This is a genomic window from Streptomyces sp. NWU339 (genome assembly GCF_003143855.1).
In the GTDB taxonomy this organism is placed as follows: Bacteria; Actinomycetota; Actinomycetes; order Streptomycetales; family Streptomycetaceae; genus Streptomyces.
In genome coordinates, this window is sequence record NZ_QFRK01000024.1 from 1 (window position 1) to 17,671 (window position 17,671).

Genomic DNA, 17,671 nt, shown 5'->3' on the forward strand with positions numbered 1-17,671 from the left:
GCCGGGTACGAACTCCTGGTGGAACGCTTCCGGTACCGCTGGACCCCGGAGCGAGGCCTGCCCGAGCGGCCCGGACGCCTGCGCTTCAGCGCCGAACCCGACGACACCGTGTTCTTCGACGCGTTGCGCCGCATCCACTCCGTCACCCTGGACGCCCACGCGCTCAGGGCCATCGCGGAGGGCGGCCTCGACCGGGCCGCCCAGGAGGAACTCGACTTCTTCCACTGGTGCCCCTCCCCGCGGGAGTGGTGGCAGACCGCGCACACGCCGGAGGGCGACCTGGCCGGCATCCACATCCCGGCCCACAACCCCTCCGGCCCGACCATCGGCTTCATCGGAGTCGTCCCGGAACAACGCGGTCACGGCTACGCCTACGACCTCCTCGCGGAGTGCACCCGCTTCCTCGTCGAACGGGGCGCGGAGCTCATCGGCGGAGCGACCGACCGGGGCAACTTCCCCATGGCCGCGCACTTCGCCAAGGCCGGCTTCCCCGTCGTCAGCGAACGCATCAACTTCCACCCGGCGCGCCAAGCGGCCTAGCGAGGAGCAGCACGCGGTGAGGGGTCCGGTCCGAGGGCGGGTCCGGATCCCTTGTCCGTGGCGTGCGGGGTCTCTGCTGTGGCCGGCAACCACTCATCCCGCACGCGACTGCGGCTTCGACGTCCTCCAACCGGTCATCCACGAAGAGGCACCGGTCCATGGCGACGCCGGCCTGCTCGGCCGCGATCTCATAGACCTCCCGGTCCGGCTCGGCCGCCCCACCCGGGCGCTGCTGACGACATGGTCCGCGAGATCCACCAGCCCCAGGAAGGTCAGGTCATTCTCCAACTCCAGAGTTGCGTTCGTTACTCGCAGGAGCTCCGGGTCGGCCGTGTCCCGGCCCAGCGGGTGAGCATGGTGGTGGCCTCGGTGCGGTCCGGGGTGGGGAGGTCGGCGATGGTGGTGTGGTGGTTGGCGCCGGGGACCCACAGGACGCGGGAGTCGTGGCGGCCGGGCGGGAAGGGCTCGGCGGTCGCGGGGTCCTGTGTTCCGTTGACGAACAGCAGGCGGGTGCCGCTGCGGCGAACCCAGCGGTCGATTTCAGGCAGGGCGGGGCTGGAAACGGAGCAGCGGCCACCGCGCCAGTCCCCGGCCCTGCTCACCGCTGGTCACATCTCGTCTACGCCTGGATCCACCGCCGCAGCGCCTCGATCGTGTCCTCCGGCGTCGTGTTGAAGCACAACCGGACCCAGGGCGCTTCCTCGGTGAGGACGTTGACCAGGCGCTCGAACAGCAGGGTGTTCTCCGGCAGCATCCGTACGCCACCGCCGATCATCGCCAAACCGAACGTGTGCTTCTGGAGTTGCTCCCGGACGATCGCCGCGGCGCGGTCCGGCGAGGCGTCGATCAGGCACGGAACAGCATCGAACCCTGCTTCGCGCAGCGCCGCGTTGGCCGCCTCGATCCGGGTGGTGAGTGCCGCCTCGTCGACACCGTCGGGCATCCGGCTGTAGTCGAGCGCACTCGGATGCAGACCGATGGACAGTACCTTCGTGTCACTCGGTAGCGGAGTCGAGGTCGTCGGTCGGCCCATCGGCAGTGCCCTCTCTGTTCGCGTCACGGTGATTTTCCTGTTGTATCAAGAGAGTTGGGCAGTGGGCCCGCTCGGTTCGAGATCGACAGATGATCTCGGCCGGGTGCCCCGGCGCTTCGGCGCCCACGGCCCGCTGAGATGCGGACGGCTTCTGAGTGCAGCTCAGGTCCACATACCTTGACAATTGCTCCGCCGTGACTGGCGAAAAACGGGTGCAGCCGCTCGCTCGGCCTCGGGATCATGCGGAAATGGTCCACTGACTCGAGCCTCTGGTCATTTCGATTCGGGGTTCGACCTTCTTCGGGGGCATGAGACTGTCTGGCTGTGCCGGAAATGATGAGTGGGTTGGCGGCGACCTTGGCCGAGGCTTCTTCTCCTTCGTGGTCGCAGCGGGTTCGTGCCGGGCGTGACCTTGCTTCCTTCGCTGATGTCTCCGAGGCTGCGGAAGTATTGGTGGGGCTGCTGCTGGACGTCGAGGACACGGCGGTGACCCGGCAGACGGCGGAGGCCTTGACCCGGGTGGGAACGGTGGCGGCCATAAGGCTCATCGTTCTTGCGGCTGCCGAGGCCGACGACAACCAGGCCAATTGGCTGCAGACCGGGGTGGAGGACGCGCTCGTGGGACCGGAGGGTGGGGCGGACCCTCCAGCCCGGATACACGGGCTCCTCCGAGCGCTCGGGATGACTGAGCTCCTCTGTGACAGAGGGCCTGGCACTCCGGACTGAGGATGCTCCACCGGGTGGTCGGTGGATTCCAGGGCGCCGTTCCCGATCAGGTGGAAGAGGAGAGCTGTTCGCGCACCCATGCCGGATCGGGGTTGGTGTGCGGGCGGCCTGCCACGATGACGGTCGGTACGGTCTCGTTGCCGTCGTTGGCCTCCCGCACCGCCGCCGCTCCGGCCGGATCGCGCCAGATGTCGACCCAGTGCAGGCGACGGGCGCTGCGGCCCAAGCGGATGCGCAGGCGCAGACAGTACGTGCAGCCCGGCCGCCAGAAGACGATCGGCCGGCCGTCGGTCGCGCTGCGCCGTTGTGCCTCCATCGTGCTGGTCGACCTCGGGAAGATCAGGGGCGAGTTCAGGCACGCGAACAGTGCGAACAGCAGCAGGAGTGCTGCGGCTGTGCCGGGGCTCCCTTTGAAGATCAGCCCAGTTGCAAGCGCTGAGCCGCAGAGCACGAGCAGCATCGGCAGAATCCAAGCACGCGTCATGAGGAGGCAGGCTATCGACGAGGGGACGGACTGTTCGAGTCGGCCGAGTGGGCAGCCGGGCTCCACGGCCGCGGGGCGACTCCCGTGGCTGTGGAGCCCGTGTGTCGCAAGGTGCCCGTCAGCCCTTTCGGGAACGGCCGGCCCAGCGGGTGAGCATGGCGGTCGCCTCGGTGCGGTCCGGGGTGGGGAGGTCGGCGATGGTGGTGTGGTGGTTGGCGCCGGGGACCCACAGGACGCGGGAGTCGTGGCGGCCGGGCGGGAAGGACTCGGCGGTCGAGGGGTCCTGCGTGCCGTTGACGAACAGCAGGCGGGTGCCGCTGCGGCGGACCCAGCGGTCGATGTCCGGCATCGCGCCCGGGTCGAAGCGCACGGGGATGTCGCGGGGGACGAAGGAGCGCGGTTCGATGGCGCCCGGGTGGCGCAGCAGGTCGGCCAGGTGGGCGGTGGGGACGTCGAGATACCCCATCTCGGTGGCGAGCTGGTACCAGTACGGGATGTAGGCGCGGGCGACCGTGTCGGCGTAGAGGGCCAGGCCCGCCGTGTCGTCCAGCCAGGTGTACAGCTGGTCGGTGGTGGCATCCGGGCCGGGGACGGCGGCGAGGTCCGCAGCGCTGCCGCCGTTCTGCCAGAACATGAAGGGGGCGCGCAGGACGGCGATCTCGAACGCCTTGTCTGCGCTGCCGACGATGCGGAAGGTGTCCCCGGCGGCGGTCGTCGCGGCCTCGTAGCGGGCGACCAGTTCCGCGCGGTGCAGCAGGAGCCGGCGCTGGACGGACTTGAGCGCCTCGCGGTCGGCGGCCGTGCCCACGGTCTCCAGGAAGCGGAGGTAGGCGGAGTCGTCGCGGTCGTCGACGTTGTTCGGGGCCGCGTAGGCCACGGTGCCGTCCACGTCGTGGGGGTGGAAGCGGCGGTGGTACACGCTCGCCATGCCGCCCTTGCTGCCGCCGGTGGAGATCCACTCACCTCGGTAGAGCCGGCGGAAGGTGCGGACGACGCGGTGGTGGTCGTCGGCGGCCTGCCGGATGGTCAGGTGGGAGTAGTCGTGGGCGCTGGGGCGTGAGGTGCCGAAGTAGCGGTGCTCGACCTGGAGTTGGTTGCCGCCCAGGAGGACGGTCGGTTCGGTGAGCCGGGAGATGAGCGCGGCTTCGTACCCGGTCGTGAACAGGACGGTGGGGCGAGCGGCGGACGTGTGGAGCAGGGTGAGGCGCTGCTCGAACGTGCCGGCCGAGGGGTCGGTGTGGTCGACCGGCTGGCGCAGTCCGAGCACGAAGAAGCGGTATCCCGGTCCGGCGTCCGGCCGTTCCTCCACGATCCGCACACCCGGCAGGGAGCCCAGGCGCCGCACGATGTCGTCGTCGGCGGGTGCGGGAGGCGTCCCGGTCAGGGCGTGGGCCGGGGCGGACGCCGTCGCGACGAGACCGGCGGCCGAGGCGGTCGAGAGGAGCAGGCGTCGTCTCGTCCAGAGGCGCATCGGGTGTCCTTCCCTTTGACGTCGGATGCCTCCAGTACATCCGCCGGATGTCGCGGGAAGATCCCCCGCGCGGGGGGGCCGCCTCCCCCGCAGGGGGGAGATGGCGGCGCAGGCTGTTGTTCTGGCTGTCCGCCGGTCAGGCGCCGTGGCACTCCCCGTACGGGGTACGGGCGGTCCGCGCCGCACCGGCAGGTGGCTGACTGCTGCGGAGGCCAGGGCACGGCCCGCCCCCGTGCTGCCAGGGTGGTCGCGTACTGGGGGAGGAGGTCGGTGTCGTCCGGGGGGCCTCGGAGACGGAAGCCGTCACGCGTCGGTTCGGTGGAGCTCCCGGCCTCGCTGGGGCCCGGACGGCGTCGAGGCACTGAGCGCGGTTGTCGAACCGTGCTGTGTCGTCAGCCCTCTTGAGGCGGAGGTCGCCAGGACCTGTTCGGCGTGCTCGGACCGTATCGGCGCGATGTGCACGCCGGTCGCGGTGGCCCTCACGCCGTCTCGATGCCGAGTTCGGCGAGCAGGCCGCGGATGCGCCGCTCGATCTCGTCGCGGATCGGCCGGACCGCCCCGACGCCCTGCCCGGCCGGATCGTCCAACTGCCAGTCCAGGTACCGCTTGCCGGGGAAGTACGGGCAGGCGTCGCCGCAGCCCATGGTGATCACCACGTCCGAGGACCGCACCGCCGCCACGGTGAGGACCTTGGGACTCTCGGCCGAGATGTCGATGCCGACCTCGTTCATGGCCTCCACCACGGCCGGGTTGACGGCGTCGGCGGGGGCGGATCCGGCCGAGCGGACCTGGACCCGGTCGCCGCCGAGGTGGGTGAGGAAGGCGGCGGCCATCTGGGAGCGGCCGGCGTTGTGCACGCAGACGAACAGCACGGAGGGGACGGCGGGGGTGTTCATCGGGTCAGGGCGCTTTCTTCGGCGGAACGGGCGGGGGCTGCGGGCTGCTGCCCGTCGTGGGGGACGACGACCTCGTCCTCGCTCCCGGAGGCCGGGCGGCCGAAGCAGGCGGTGACCAGGCCGAGGCCGACCGCGGCGCCGACCAGTTGGGCGGCGAGGAAGGGTGCCACGGAGGTGGGGGCGATGCCGGCGAAGGTGTCGGTGAACGCGCGGCCGATGGTCACCGCCGGGTTGGCGAAGCTGGTGGAGGAGGTGAACCAGTACGCCGCCCCGATGTAGGAGGCGACCAGCAGCGGCGCCAGGTGCGCGCGGCCCGCGCGGGCCAGGCCGAAGACGATCCAGACCAGCCCGGCGGTGGCCACGACCTCGCCCAGCCACAGGTGGCCGGCGAACCGGTCGTGGGTGGAGAAGTGCGCCAGCGGCTTTCCGAACACGGCGTCGGCCAGTACCGCGCCGCCGATCGCCCCGGCGATCTGGGCGGGCACGTACCCCGCGAGGTCGCGCAGGGTGGGGGCGTCGCCGGTGCGGCGGCCGGTGAACCAGGCGGCGAGGGTGACCGCCGGGTTGAAGTGCGCCCCGGAGACGGGGCCGAGCAGGGCGATCAGCACGCCGAGGCCGAAGACGGTGGCCAGGGAGTTGGCCAGCAGCTGCACCCCGACGTCGCGGGTCAGTTCGGTGGCCTGGATGCCGGAGCCGACCACCACCGCGACCAGCCCGGCCGTGCCGAGTCCCTCGACGACCGCCCGCCTCGCCAGCGGCGCCGGCCCGCTCACGCGGGGGCCTGCGCGGGCACGGCAGGGGTCTGGAGCAGGGCGGACAGCTTCGCCAGGGCCTCGGGCAGCACCCAGTAGTACACCCAGGTGCCGCGCCGCTCGGAGCCGACCAGTCCGGCCTCCCGCAGCACCTTCAGGTGGTGGGAGATGGTCGGCTGGGAGACGTCGAACGGGCCGATGAGGTCGCACACGCACGCCTCGCCGCCCTCATGGGAGGCGATCAACGACAGCAGCCGCAGCCGGATCGGATCCGACAGCGCCTTGAACATCCGCGACAGCTCGACCGCGTCCTGTTCGCCCAGCGGCTCGCGGACCATCGGCGCACAGCACGCCGCGTCATCCTGTCCGAGCACCGGAAGACCTGCTTGTTTCGACATTCCTCTATGTTGACAGTCATCTAATCGGGTGGCAACCTCGACTGTATCGACAGGCGTCGAAACAAGCTGTTTCCGGATGGGAGATCGTCATGTCCCGCGTTCAGCTCGCCCTGCGCGTCGCCGACCTCGAAGCCTCGATCGTCTTCTACGCCAAGCTCTTGGGCGCCGAGCCCGCCAAGCGCCGTGAGGGCTACGCCAACTTCGCCCTCGCCGAGCCGCCGCTCAAGCTGGTCCTCATCGAGGGCGAGGCGGGTGAGGACACCCGCCTGGACCACCTCGGCGTCGAGGTCGCCTCCACCGAGGAGGTCACCGCAGCCGCCACCCGGCTCGAGGAGGCGGGCCTGGCGACCTTCGAGGAGAACGACACCTCCTGCTGCTACGCCCTGCAGGACAAGGTGTGGGTCACCGGCCCCGGCCGGGAACCGTGGGAGGTCTACACGGTCAAGGCCGACGCCGACACCCTCGGCAGGAGCGCCCGGACGACCCCGACGCCCGAAGCCTGCTGCGGTGCCACCGACGAGCAGGCCGTCGACCCGGCCCGGGCCGAGGCAACCGCCGGCTGCTCCTGCGGCTCGGCGCGTAGCCGCGCGTGACCCGGTCGTGCGGAGGGGAGGGCACGGCGTACGGCTGAGCGGGCGGCGGTGGCGCCGGGAAACCGATGACCCCGCCCCCGGGGGAAAGGGCGAGGTCATCGGTGCTCATGGTGGTGCGGGTCCCCGCACGGGGCCCGTCCCGCGGGCGGCGGGGCCGTGGCCGGGCACGGAACCAGGGGTCACTCGGGCTGGAGCGGACCGCGGCCGAACATCGAGAGCACCTGGTAGCTCTTGTCGTCGGGGCCGGGCTTGCTCAGCTCCATGGCGAACCCACCGGTGAACAGCTCCTGGTCCACGGGGCGTTCGTGGATCCAGTCCCGGATCACCTCGCGGAAAGTGATCTTCCAGACGCCGTCGCGCTCCTCGTACCGGTTGAACGTGCGGCTGGCGGCGATCAGTTCGCGTGCCGGGTCCCCGAAGCGGTGGTACGAGAGGCGATGGGTCTCCCCCTCGGCGGTCTTGCCGTCCACCTTGTACCACTCGTTCAGCAGGTAGTGGGTGGTGTTCTCGAACCGGGGCTTGAACTCGTCGATGATCCAGTTCACCCACTCGTCCACGCCGCCTTCCTTCATGTCGCCCAGGCGGACGAAGGCGTCGTCGAAGAAGATCGACTTCAGCAACTCGGGGTCACGCCGGTCGATTCCGCGGCAGTAGGCGGCCTCGAGGTCGTGCAGCCGGTCCTTGACCTTCAGTTCCCGCAGGAGGCGAAGGTCCTCCTCGGTCACCACGCTGGCGGTACGAACTGCGTCGTCGGTCATTGTGTTTCTCCCTCGGGTGAGGATTCAGGCGGGTGTGGGGGGAGCGGAGGGGCGCGTACGGCAGGGTGCGGGCCCCGTCACGCGTCGAGTCGCCGGCCGGTACGGTCCGGGAGCAGGCGGATCGCCACGGCGGAGATCAGGATCGTGAGCAGGCCGTAGGCGGTGATCAGCAGGGTTCCGTTCCCCGAGATCTGCATCAGCCACGTCGCGAGCAGCGGCGCCGGTGCGGCGAACAGCATGTTTCCGCAGGTGAGTCCGAGAGCCGAGCCGGTGTACCGGACAGGGGTCGGCAGCGCCTCGGCGTAGAAGGCCCCCTGGCACCCGGTCATGAACTGCACACCGCACAGCGCACCCGTGATGGTGAGCGCGGCCAGCCACCAGTTGCCCGTGTCGAGGATCAGGAAGAACGGGACGAGGAAGGCCAGCAGCACCGCGAGACCCGTGAAGAGGACGCGCTTCCGTCCGATCCGGTCGCTGGACCAGCCGCCGAGCAGGCTGGCCCCGATGGAGATCGAGTTCGCGACGACCATCAGCCCGAAGGTGGAGCTCTTGTCGAATCCGAGCTGGCCCGTGAGGTAGCTGATGGCGAAGGTGACGGTGATGTAGTACAGCGCTCCTGGCGCGGCCCACGCGAGCACCAGCAGCATCACGGTCTTCCGGTGCTGCCTCAGCAGCCCGCGGGCCGGCTGCTCGCTCTTGCCCTCGTTGGCGAGGAAGGCGGGAGTCTCCTCGACGCGGTGCCGGATGTAGTACCCGACGGCGATGAGCGCCACGCTCATCAGGAAGGGGATCCGCCAGCCCCAGCCGGTGAACTGGTCCTCGGTGAGCCACGCGGCGAGTCCGGTCAGCGTGAGTGTGGCGAGTACCTGACTGATCGGTGATCCCACCGACATCAGGGCACCCGCGACACCGCGACGCCGGCTCGACGAGTGCTCCATCACCATGAGCTGCGACCCGGTGTGCTCGCCCCCCAGGGCGAAGCCCTGAAGGAAACGCAGCGCCACCAGCGCGACCGGAGCCACCATTCCCACCGTGGCATAGGTCGGCAGCAGGCCGATCAGCACCGACGCCGCGCCCATGAGCAGCAGCGTGAACATGAGGACGTTCCGGCGGCCGAGACGGTCACCCAGCAGGCCGAACACCAGGCCGCCCAGGGGCCGTGCCACCAGCCCGACCCCGAAGGTCGCGAACGACGCCAGCAGCGCGGTGCCCGGCGCGAGGTCGGGGAAGAACAGCTGGGGGAACACCGTGGCCGACAACGCGCCGTACACGGAGAAGTCGAACCACTCCAGTGCGGAGCCCAGCGCGCCACTGACGACCGCGCGCCGGGCGGTGGGGGTACCGCTCCCGGCTTCCGGGCCCTCCGGTGCCGTGTCCGGCCGACTTGCTCCAGCCGGCCCCTCGAGTTCACTGACTGTCATTGCTTCACTCTCCTCGGTGTCCTCACTGCGCGGCACGTCACACGTACTCACGGGCGGTTCACGCCTCAACGGCCACTTACGCCACGGGCAGGCGAGGGGGTGGTCTCGCGCCCAGGAGTCCGCGCCACGCAAAGACACTCGTTCGAGTGTGCGTTAGCCTGCGGACATCGAGAGAATCCACTATCAGGGAGCGGCTAGTCAATCATTCCCTGTATGTGGGAATATCGGGCCGTGAACACTCTTCAAACTGTGGACAGGGCGCTTCGACTGCTCGCGCTGGCGCAGCAGGAGCCGGTCGTCACCCTCGCCCGTGCCGCCGACGAACTGGGTGTGGGGACCTCCGTCGCCCACCGGCTCCTGGCCACCCTCGAGGCGAACGGCTTCATGCGCCGCTCACTCGACGGCCCCGGCTACCGCCTCGGCCCGGCCATGACCGCCGCCCGCCCCGCCCACGCCGACACGGACTTCACCCACCTCATCCAGGACGACCTGCTCGAGCTGCAGACGGCAACCGGTGAGACCGTGGAGTTCGCGGTCCTCGAAGGGCAGGCGGTGCGCTACATCTACGGCATCGCCTCACAGCACCACATGCGCATCGAAGCCCGGGCGGGAACGATCCTCCCCGCGCACACCTCAGCCTGCGGACGAGCCCTCCTCGCCACCCTCACGACCGAGCAGCTCCGCCGGATCTACCCGAACGAACCGCTCCCGCACGCGGCGAAGACCACCACCCCGACCCGCACGGCCCTCGAAGCCGAACTGGAGGACGTCAGGCAGCGCGGCTACGCGCGCAACATCGAGGAGACCCAACCCGGCATCGCGGCACTCGCGCAGACCCTCCCCGCCCCGCAGGGGTACCCGCCCATCGCCATCACCATCTCGGGGCCGCAGGCGCGCCTCTGCTTCACCCGTGAGGATCCCCGCACCCCGTCCGAGACGGCACTCACCCGAGCCCTGCGCCTGGCGACACAGAAGATGCAGGCGAAGCTCACCTCGAAGCTCCAGCACTAGGCCCGTCCGGCGGATCAGGTCGCAGGAAATCGACGGCGTCTTGTCGGCGCGGGTGGGCGGGGTCCGGTGCGTCCCCCTGCTCGAAGAGCTCGGGGAGGGTGTGCCGGTCCCGCGTCTGCGGCATGATCCGCCCGGACAGGCCCTGGCCCGAGCGGCCCTTCATGACGGTCGTCGGGCTCTCTGCGGGGCGGGGCAGGGCTGTTGTCCTGGCTGTCCGCCGCTCAGGCGCCGTGGCACTCCCCGTACGGGCGGCCCGAACCGCACCAGCAGGCGGCTGACCGCTGCGGCGGCCAGGGCACGGCCCGGCCGCGGGCTGCCAGGGTGGTCGCGTACTGGGGGAGGAGGTCGGTGTCGCCCGGGGTGGTGGCCTCGGAGGCGGCGAAGGCCTCGTAGGAGGGGACGGTGCCGGTGACGATGCCCAGGTTGGGGGTGCCGGAGGCGGCGAGTTCGCGCAGGGCCGTCTCTGTCGTGGCCAGGTGCTCCTCGTGGGAGGGGTACTCGGTGGTGAGGGAGGGGTACGCCTCCAGGAGCTCGGCCAGTTCCGGGGCCGGCCAGTGCAGGATCGCCACCGGGAAGGGGCGGGACAGGGCGGTCCGGTAGGCGCCCAGTTCCGCTCGGAGGCGGGAGATCTCCGCCTCCAGCTCCGCCGGATTCTCCGAGCCGAGCGACCAGACGCGCTTCGGGTCGTGGAGTTCGTCCAGGGTGACGGGCAGGCTGTGGACGGTGTCCGCGAGGGCGTCCCACTCGTCGTGGGGGACGCCCAGCATGCGGCGGACGCGGTGGCGGCCGAAGAGGAGCGGGTGGGCGGCGGACGGGGGCTCCGGGACGTCGGTCAGGAGGAGGCGTACCGCCTCCGTGAACGTCTCGTGCGCCGCCTCCAGTTCGTCGTGCGACTCCAGGGACTCCGCGACGACCACCCAGGGGGCGGGGTCGCGCGGGGCCGCGGTGCGGATGCCGTCGATGATCGCGCGGGCCTCCGCCTCGTGGCCGTACTCCCACAGGTTCGAGGCCTTCAGGGCGCGGACCAGGTACGGGTTCTCCAGCCCCGTCTGCCCGGTGTCGGAGGCCAGCAGGCGGTCGTAGAGGGCGGCCGCGGCGGAGCGGTCGCCAGAGAGTTCCAGGTGGGCGGCGGCCCGCAGCAGCAGGGCCTCGGCGTCCTCGGGATACAGGCCGGCGGTCCGCTCCAGGCGGGCCGCTTCGGCGGTGTGGTCGACGTTTTCGGCGGGCGTGTCGGGGCGCATGGGTGACACCGTACTGCCGACGGGTGACAGGAGGGGGAGAGTGTCCCGTCACACGGGAGCGGATGGGCCGCACCGGCGCCGGGGCGCCGGTGCACGGGTCCTGCGCCCGCTCGCGCGGCCCGCCCGGGAACCGTCGTACCGTCCTGGACGTTGGGATGAGCGCGACGATCTGTCGTGTCGTACAGGGGCCTGATGCGCGAGGCGGAGGGGAGGGAGAGGGGGTGTGGCGAGTGATCCATAGCCGGACGGGTTCGCGTTGCGGTGTCTTCGCCGGGCTTCTTTCGCTGCCCCGGGTCTTCCTGCCCCTGCTTCTGCTCCTGCTCGTGCTGCTGGACGCCGGTGGGCTCTCCGCCACCGTCGCGCTCGCCGCGACCGCTGCGGCCGGCGCCGCGCTCGCCGCCTGCGCCGTCGTCCTCGCGCGCTGCGCGCCCGTCGTGCCGCCCACCCGGGTGCGTACGGCCCTGCGTGACCGTGACCGGCGTACCGCCTTCCTGCCCCAGCGCGACCCCGACGCCCGGGGGCGCACCCGGCCCAGAGCACCCGGACACGCCCTCCCGGCGACCGCCGCGTAGGGCACCGGTACCCGTGGGTCCGGTTCAGGTTCCTCACCACGCGTGACCCTGCGCGGGTCGTCATGCCGCCATTCAGCACTTCTGCCCCGGCACGACGAGACCCCCGGAGGGCTCACCCATGTCCGTCTTCGCCAGCCTGGTCGAGCAACTGGCCGATCTGCTCCAGCCGTTGTTCGGTCTCTCCGCGGCCGCCGCCGCGATCGTCCTGTTCACCGCGTTCGTACGGCTCCTTGTCCACCCCCTGTCCCGGGCCGCCGCACGCGGGCAGCGGGCCAGGGCCGAACTCCAGCCGAAGATCGCGGAGTTGCGGCGCCGGTACGGCCGCAACCCCGAGAGGCTCCAGCGGGCCGTACTGGAACTGCACACCCAGGAGAAGGTGTCACCGCTGTCCGGAATCCTGCCGAGCCTCCTCCAACTGCCCGCGTTCTTCCTGCTGTACCACCTGTTCTCGAGCGACACGATCGGCGGACGGCCCAACGGGCTGCTCGGACATGAGCTGTTCACAGCGCCGTTGGGCGGACGCTGGGCCGACGCGCTGGGCGACGGGGGGCCGTTCGGCGGGCCGGGGCTCGTGTACGTCGGGCTGTTCGCCGTCGTCGCGGCGGTCGCCTTCTTCAGCTACCGGCTGACGCGGCGGACGATGGCCGCGAACTCGGCGCTGTCCGGAGGCTCCGGAGCGTCGGGCGCGGGCGGCGCGGCGGACCAGGTGCCGGGGATGGGGGCGGTGACCAAGGTGATGCCGTTCATGTCGTTCTTCACACTCATCACCGTGGCCGTGCTGCCGCTGGCCGCCGCGCTGTACATGGTCACCAGTACGACCTGGAGTGTGGTCGAACGGGCCGTCCTGTACAGGTGACCCACCACTGCGGCGCAGTCGCCCGGAGGGAAGATGGCCCGCACCGGTGAGGGCGCGGGCCGTCGTTCCCGGCCGACGGGTGCGAGGGCCGTGGCCCTGTCCGTCGGGCGGTCAGCTGCCTACGAGGGTCTGCCAGGTGGCCGGGCCGACGCTTCCGTCGACGGCGAGGCCCTTGGAGGACTGGAACGACTTCACCGCGGAGAGGGTCGCCGGGCCGAAGCTGCCGTCGACGGTCAGCGAGTAGCCCTTGGAGTTCAGCTCCGTCTGGACGGCCTTGACCGCGCTGCCCGTGGCACCGCTCTGGACGGTGACGATCAGCTTGGACCAGGTGGCCGGTCCGGTGATGCCGTCGGCGGCCAGCCCGTTGGCGCGCTGGAAAGCGGTGACCTGGCTCTGCGTGGCCGGGCCGTAGCTGCTGTCCACGGTGGTGGCGTGGCCGCGGGCGTTGAGCAGGTACTGCAGTGCCCTGACGTCCACTCCGGTGGCGCCGTACTTCAGGACCGGCCAGGACGGCAGCGGGGCGGGAGCCGGGGTGGTGCCGGTGCCGATGTTGGCCATGGCGCGCAGCTGGGTGAGCGTGCCGCGGTAGACGTTGAGGTCGACGTTGCCGCTGATGCCGGAGACCGAACCGGTCTCGCTGTGCTGCCAGAAGGACCAGGAGCGGTTCGCGCCGGGGAGGGCGGCCGGCTCGTTGGAGCCGCTCTGGTAACGCGGCTGCCACAGCGGGGTGGTGGAGAAGACGCTGCCGTTGCCCTTCAGGCAGTCGTCGACGAACCACTTGGAGGTGTAGACGATCGGGGCGACCCCGAAGGACGACTTGATCTTGTTGATGAAGGTGCTGATGTGCGTGGTGGTGGCGTAGGCCGGGCACGCGCCGTTGTGGTGCTCCAGGTCGATGACCGGGGGCAGCTGGCCGGCGGCCTTGCCGGTGTAGCCGGCGGTGCGCAGGGTCCTGATGAAGTGGTCGGCCTGGGCGCTGCCGGTGCCTTCCGCGTAGAAGTGGTAACCGGAGTTCATCAGCCCTGCGGCGGCGGAGGCCTTGAAGTCCTGGTTGAAGTAGGGGTCGACCCAACCGGTGCTCTGGGACGCCTTGTGGAACACGAACTTCTGGCCCGAGGCGGCGACGCTGTTCCAGTTGATCGCCGAGCTGTGGTTCCAACGGCTGGTGTCGATGCCCTTGACGCCGTAACTGCTCGGGTAGGCGGCCTGGGCCGGGGTGGTGCCGGTCAGACCGAGGGCGACGGCGGTCGCCGTGCCGACCACGGCGGCCCGTACGGACACGCCCGCGAAAGTGGTGCGCATACCTTTTCTTCCTCCAGTGACGCACGTCTTCTCGGACGGCCTTCTCGGGCCGTTCCAGGGAGGGGAGTTGACGTGGCGTGGGGTACCGGCGGGTCACTTTCGCCGCCGGATGCAGAGGCGATCATCACGGAATCACAAGGCGGTTGGCAGTACCCTCGGCAAAATTTGCCTACGCGCATTGGGTGTTAAATCGCCGCGCACCGTGGCGAATCGCGGAGGGTACTGGGAGAACACCTAGGAAGGTGTTGTCGAGTTGTCCATGAGACAGGGTGGCTGATAGACAATTTGACGGCACCTTCTTAACGCCCGGAATGCCTCGGGCGTTAATGTCCGGAGTAACCGGTCGACGCCTTGTTTGAAAGAGCGCGGACCGACGTGCTGGAATGCGCCGAACTGCCCTGCTGCGCGGGCCTGGACACATCAACGGCATACGTCATGTGCCGCCATCGAGAGGTTGTTGGTCGAGTGAGGCGGAAAACGACGAGCCACGCATCGCGGCCGGGGGGACAATTCACCTCTCCACCGCGGGCCGCGGAATCGCCCACGCAGGTCACTGGTGAGGACACGCCCAAGGGCAGCACAAGCCGATTCACCCCCGGGAACTGGCGCATGCCCACCCGGCTCAACGCGATCCTGTTCCTGCCGGTAGTGGTCTGTCTGGTGATGGGGACGGTCCAGATCCAGGGATCGTTCCGCGACTGGCAGGCGGCGGTCACCGCGGGGAAGACCGCCCGCGTGGTCGAGGCGGCTTTCGTCTACGGCCACCGCCTGCAGGAAGAGCGCGACGTGTCCGTCGAGCCCCTGCTGCGCGCGGCCAAGGACGACCAGCGCGTCGTCGAAGCCCGTGTGGCCACCGACAAGGCGGCCGAGGACTTCCACGCCGTGGTGGAGGACGCGCCGGAAACGGAAACCCTCAACCGCCGCCTCGACGCCTTCCTCGAGCAGGAATCGAAGCTCGATGACCTCCGCGCCGCCGCTTACACCGGCGCTCTCAAGGGCGTCGAGACCGAAGAGGGATACCTCGCCCTTCAGCACCCCCTGCTGGAGCTCTCCAACGAACTCGGTCCGGGCACCACCGACGTCACCGGGTACGGCCGCACCCTCTACGCCATCTCGATGTCCAAGAGCGCGATCTCCCTTCAGCGCGCCATCGGTATGCACCTTCTGGTCAACGGGCCGGACGCCGCGGATGCCGCCGAACAACGCGTCGCTCTGACCTCGTACGCCTATCTCGAGGGGATCGCCACCCACGAGTACCTCTCGGGCGGCAGGGAGGAGGACATCACCGCGCTGGAGGAGGCGCAGAGGCAGCTCAAGGCCGAGGCCGGGACCAGGGCGGAGGAAGCCGCGGCCGAAGCGAAGGCGAACGGTGAGGAGTCCGTGGCCCCGCCGGCCCCCGACAAGGCCCTCGCGCTCCTAGCCGCGCCGGACGCCACCAGGGCGACACTGGCCGCGCAGGCTGTCACCCCCGAGTCGTGGTGGGCCACCACCACTGCCGAGTTCGAGGCTTACAGGACCATCGAGACGGAGCTCATCGACAATGCCGTGAAAAGGACCTCCGACCTCGACGGCGAGGCGAATCGTGAGGCCATCGCCACGGCGACCGTCGTCCTGGTCGGTCTGCTCGTCACCTCCTTCATCGCCGGACTCATGGCCCGGCAGATGAGCCGCTCCATGCTCCGGCTGCGGTCGGCCGCCCTCGACGTCGCGGAGCAGCGGCTGCCGATGCTCGTCGACCAGCTCTCCCGCACGGATCCGGGCCGGGTCGACACCCGGGTCGAGCCCATCCCGATCACGACGACCGACGAAATCGGCGAGGTCGCCCGCGCGTTCGACCAGGTGCACCGCGAGGCGGTCCGCCTCGCTGCCGAGCAGGCACTGTTGCGGGGCAACGTCAACGCGATCTTCACCAATCTGTCGCGCCGCAACCAGTCCCTGATCGAGGGGCAGTTGACCCTCATCACGGATCTGGAGAACAACGAGGCCGATCCGGACCAGCTGGAACACCTCTTCAAGCTGGACCACCTCGCGACCCGGATGCGCCGCAACGGAGAGAACCTCCTCGTCCTCGCGGGCGAGGAGCCCGGCCGCCGCTGGGACCAGCCGATCCCGCTGGTCGACGTCCTCCGCGCCGCCGCCTCCGAGGTGGAACAGTACGAGCGCGTCGAACTCGCGGGTGTGCCGGAGGCGGAGATCCACGGCCGCGCCGTGTCGGACCTCGTGCACCTGCTCGCCGAGCTGATGGAGAACGCCACCACGTTCTCCTCGCCCCAGAACAAGGTCCTCGTCGCCGCGACGCGCCTGCCCGACGGCCGGATCATGATCGAGATACACGACAAGGGCATCGGCCTCACCCCCGAGGACTTCGCGGACATCAACCACCGTTTGGCGAAACCGCCGATCGTGGACGCGGAGATCTCGCAGCACATGGGACTGTACGTCGTCGGCCGGCTCTCCGGCCGTCACGGGATTCGCGTCCAGCTGCGCCCCTCCGGCGAGCAGGCCGGCACGACGTCGCTGGTCATGCTGCCGGAGGCGATCACTCATGGTGGCGGCGGCGATCAGGTCATGGGGGGCGCGGAATTCACCGTCGCCTCCATCATCCCGGAACAGCAGTCCCACGAGGCTCCTCCCCAGCGGACGGCGGCCGAACTCGGCTTCGACGACAGTCGCTACACCGCCGACGGGCCGCAGGACCTCCGGGAACTCGACCCGGTCGGGCGTTCGTTGCTGCGCGAGGAGCTGCGTGCGGCTCTGGAGGCGACGCAGAACCAGAGGGGCGGAGGTCGTCCGGCGTTCCGCGAAGAGGCCAGGCAGCCCTCCGCGTACCAGGAGCCCGGTCCGTATCAGGGCCGGCAGCCCGGTCACCCTGCCCCTGTGTTCGATGCCCAGGCGGGTGCGTACGGCGCTCGGTCTGCCCATGACGGCAGTGCGGCCGACTACGGCGACAGGGAAAGCCACGAAGGGGCCGGCGGCCATGGCGACCGCACCGGCCATGAAGGACGGCTCGCCCACGACGGTCAGTACGTCCCCGTACAGAACGGCCACCACGGCGACGGCTACCCGGCCGACGGCTACCGGGAACAGCGGCCTCCCACGCCGGACGCCTACACCGGCCGGGGCGAACCGTCGCATCGGGGCGAGTGGCAGGACTCGAGCGGCTACGGCAACGCGTACATGTCCACGTCCGGCACGGAAGCGGCAACCGGTCCGGGAGGAGCCGAATCGGCCGCGGAACACGCAGGGTTCCCGCCTCCGGCTGTCCCGAGCACCGTCCACGAGGTGACCGACGTCGGCCTTCCTCGCCGGAACAGCGCGGCAGGGCCCGACGATGCCACCCATCGAGGGGGCCGGTAGGAGCCGCCGCAGTCGGCGCGCAGGCCACGACTCCCCGCTCGGTGGGGAAGAGAACGACCTGCGCTCGGCCAATGACGAGCGCCAGGAGCGGGCGGAGCGGCTCAAGCGGCCGAAGGTCGGCGGGGTTACCGCCTCCGGCCTGCCGCGCCGGGTCCCGAAGGCCGATCCGGTCGAGGGCGCGGCGGAGCACACTCCGCAGGGCGGCCGCCCCCTGGTGATCGACAAACCCGACGACCATTCCGACCCCAAGGCCACCGGCT

17 protein-coding genes and 2 pseudogenes are annotated in these 17,671 nt (G+C 70.4%); 7 read left to right on the forward strand and 12 right to left on the reverse strand.

The genetic code is table 11. From position 1 onward, the window contains the following. The coding region (locus DIZ27_RS25430; RefSeq protein ID WP_146228988.1) for an N-acetyltransferase at positions 1-540 on the forward strand (540 nt) is incomplete at its 5' end. Here the strand turns inward: DIZ27_RS25430 and DIZ27_RS47370 are convergent. From DIZ27_RS47370 to DIZ27_RS25440, 3 genes and pseudogenes are all read right to left on the reverse strand, one after another. Continuing rightward, positions 509-858: pseudogene (locus tag DIZ27_RS47370) on the reverse strand (HAD family hydrolase); the annotation flags it as partial. The gene DIZ27_RS25430 and the pseudogene DIZ27_RS47370 overlap by 32 nt on opposite strands. Further along, positions 846-1,142 (reverse strand): hypothetical protein, encoded by a 297-nt coding sequence (locus DIZ27_RS47375; protein WP_258308538.1) that lies wholly within the window; start codon positions 1,140-1,142, stop codon positions 846-848. The pseudogene DIZ27_RS47370 and the gene DIZ27_RS47375, both read right to left, overlap by 13 nt. Before the next feature lie 17 nt (positions 1,143-1,159). Continuing rightward, complete coding sequence (locus DIZ27_RS25440; RefSeq protein WP_258308539.1) at positions 1,160-1,600, reverse strand: hypothetical protein; 441 nt, start codon at positions 1,598-1,600, stop codon at positions 1,160-1,162. A gap of 426 nt (positions 1,601-2,026) precedes the next feature. Between DIZ27_RS25440 and DIZ27_RS25445 the strand changes: the two genes are divergently transcribed. Further along, entirely contained in the window at positions 2,027-2,299 is a 273-nt protein-coding gene (locus DIZ27_RS25445; protein ID WP_258308540.1) for a hypothetical protein, read from the forward strand. Between the two features lie 46 nt (positions 2,300-2,345). Here the strand turns inward: DIZ27_RS25445 and DIZ27_RS25450 are convergent, their stop codons facing one another. The 5 genes from DIZ27_RS25450 to DIZ27_RS25475 all read right to left on the reverse strand — a co-directional run bounded on the left by DIZ27_RS25450 (position 2,346) and on the right by DIZ27_RS25475 (position 6,300). After that, positions 2,346-2,783: a glutaredoxin domain-containing protein gene (locus DIZ27_RS25450; protein ID WP_109380786.1), complete on the reverse strand. Its 438-nt coding sequence runs from the start codon at positions 2,781-2,783 to the stop codon at positions 2,346-2,348. A 118-nt stretch (positions 2,784-2,901) separates the two neighbouring features. Further along, complete coding sequence (locus DIZ27_RS25455) at positions 2,902-4,254, reverse strand: S28 family serine protease (RefSeq protein ID WP_109380787.1); 1,353 nt, start codon at positions 4,252-4,254, stop codon at positions 2,902-2,904. Between the two features lie 479 nt (positions 4,255-4,733). Then, on the reverse strand, positions 4,734-5,150 hold the full coding sequence (locus tag DIZ27_RS25465; protein ID WP_109380789.1) for an arsenate reductase ArsC: 417 nt from the start codon (positions 5,148-5,150) through the stop codon (positions 4,734-4,736). Then, positions 5,147-5,923 (reverse strand): MIP/aquaporin family protein, encoded by a 777-nt coding sequence (locus DIZ27_RS25470; protein ID WP_181383689.1) that lies wholly within the window; start codon positions 5,921-5,923, stop codon positions 5,147-5,149. Before DIZ27_RS25470 ends, DIZ27_RS25465 begins: the two co-directional genes overlap by 4 nt. Beyond that, complete coding sequence (locus tag DIZ27_RS25475) at positions 5,920-6,300, reverse strand: helix-turn-helix transcriptional regulator (RefSeq protein WP_109380790.1); 381 nt, start codon at positions 6,298-6,300, stop codon at positions 5,920-5,922. Before DIZ27_RS25475 ends, DIZ27_RS25470 begins: the two co-directional genes overlap by 4 nt. Positions 6,301-6,389: 89 nt before the next feature. Here DIZ27_RS25475 and DIZ27_RS25480 point away from each other — a divergent pair, with 89 nt between their 5' ends. After that, the gene (locus tag DIZ27_RS25480) at positions 6,390-6,893 is read left to right on the forward strand and encodes an ArsI/CadI family heavy metal resistance metalloenzyme (protein ID WP_109380791.1); all 504 of its coding nucleotides are present in this window, start codon (positions 6,390-6,392) and stop codon (positions 6,891-6,893) included. A 179-nt stretch (positions 6,894-7,072) separates the two neighbouring features. Here the strand turns inward: DIZ27_RS25480 and DIZ27_RS25485 are convergent, their stop codons facing one another. Continuing rightward, positions 7,073-7,651 (reverse strand): nuclear transport factor 2 family protein, encoded by a 579-nt coding sequence (locus DIZ27_RS25485; protein ID WP_109380792.1) that lies wholly within the window; start codon positions 7,649-7,651, stop codon positions 7,073-7,075. Positions 7,652-7,728: 77 nt separating this feature from the next. Continuing rightward, positions 7,729-9,072 carry an MFS transporter gene (locus DIZ27_RS25490; protein ID WP_109380793.1) on the reverse strand — a complete coding sequence of 448 codons (1,344 nt, stop codon included), beginning with the start codon at positions 9,070-9,072 and terminating at the stop codon, positions 7,729-7,731. A gap of 249 nt (positions 9,073-9,321) precedes the next feature. Here DIZ27_RS25490 and DIZ27_RS25495 point away from each other — a divergent pair, with 249 nt between their 5' ends. After that, positions 9,322-10,083: an IclR family transcriptional regulator gene (locus DIZ27_RS25495; protein WP_258308541.1), complete on the forward strand. Its 762-nt coding sequence runs from the start codon at positions 9,322-9,324 to the stop codon at positions 10,081-10,083. A gap of 221 nt (positions 10,084-10,304) precedes the next feature. On the opposite strand, the gene DIZ27_RS25500 is transcribed toward DIZ27_RS25495, so the two are convergent. Next, entirely contained in the window at positions 10,305-11,324 is a 1,020-nt protein-coding gene (locus DIZ27_RS25500; RefSeq protein WP_109380795.1) for an SEC-C domain-containing protein, read from the reverse strand. A 230-nt stretch (positions 11,325-11,554) separates the two neighbouring features. Between DIZ27_RS25500 and DIZ27_RS25505 the strand changes: the two genes are divergently transcribed. Then, entirely contained in the window at positions 11,555-11,896 is a 342-nt protein-coding gene (locus tag DIZ27_RS25505) for a DUF6412 domain-containing protein (RefSeq protein ID WP_375232004.1), read from the forward strand. 118 nt (positions 11,897-12,014) lie between these two features. Continuing rightward, on the forward strand, positions 12,015-12,752 hold the full coding sequence (locus DIZ27_RS25510; protein ID WP_109380796.1) for a membrane protein insertase YidC: 738 nt from the start codon (positions 12,015-12,017) through the stop codon (positions 12,750-12,752). Between the two features lie 111 nt (positions 12,753-12,863). Here DIZ27_RS25510 and DIZ27_RS25515 read toward each other — a convergent pair whose 3' ends face one another. Beyond that, positions 12,864-14,054 carry a GH25 family lysozyme gene (locus DIZ27_RS25515; protein WP_109380797.1) on the reverse strand — a complete coding sequence of 397 codons (1,191 nt, stop codon included), beginning with the start codon at positions 14,052-14,054 and terminating at the stop codon, positions 12,864-12,866. A 609-nt stretch (positions 14,055-14,663) separates the two neighbouring features. Here DIZ27_RS25515 and DIZ27_RS25520 point away from each other — a divergent pair. Continuing rightward, positions 14,664-17,646: pseudogene (locus tag DIZ27_RS25520) on the forward strand (nitrate- and nitrite sensing domain-containing protein); the annotation flags it as partial. Between the last annotated feature and the right edge of the window lie 25 nt (positions 17,647-17,671).

Bases quoted from the DNA above. Each gene is read 5' to 3' on its own strand.
- DIZ27_RS25500 (WP_109380795.1), bottom strand. From the start codon at position 11,324: ATGCGCCCCGACACGCCCGCCGAAAACGTCGACCACACCGCCGAAGCG.
- DIZ27_RS25465 (WP_109380789.1), bottom strand. From the start codon at position 5,150: ATGAACACCCCCGCCGTCCCCTCCGTGCTGTTCGTCTGCGTGCACAAC.
- DIZ27_RS25480 (WP_109380791.1), top strand. From the start codon at position 6,390: ATGTCCCGCGTTCAGCTCGCCCTGCGCGTCGCCGACCTCGAAGCCTCG.
- DIZ27_RS25485 (WP_109380792.1), bottom strand. From the start codon at position 7,651: ATGACCGACGACGCAGTTCGTACCGCCAGCGTGGTGACCGAGGAGGAC.
- DIZ27_RS25510 (WP_109380796.1), top strand. From the start codon at position 12,015: ATGTCCGTCTTCGCCAGCCTGGTCGAGCAACTGGCCGATCTGCTCCAG.
- DIZ27_RS25475 (WP_109380790.1), bottom strand. From the start codon at position 6,300: ATGTCGAAACAAGCAGGTCTTCCGGTGCTCGGACAGGATGACGCGGCG.
- DIZ27_RS25515 (WP_109380797.1), bottom strand. From the start codon at position 14,054: ATGCGCACCACTTTCGCGGGCGTGTCCGTACGGGCCGCCGTGGTCGGC.
- DIZ27_RS25490 (WP_109380793.1), bottom strand. From the start codon at position 9,072: ATGACAGTCAGTGAACTCGAGGGGCCGGCTGGAGCAAGTCGGCCGGAC.
- DIZ27_RS25450 (WP_109380786.1), bottom strand. From the start codon at position 2,783: ATGACGCGTGCTTGGATTCTGCCGATGCTGCTCGTGCTCTGCGGCTCA.
- DIZ27_RS25455 (WP_109380787.1), bottom strand. From the start codon at position 4,254: ATGCGCCTCTGGACGAGACGACGCCTGCTCCTCTCGACCGCCTCGGCC.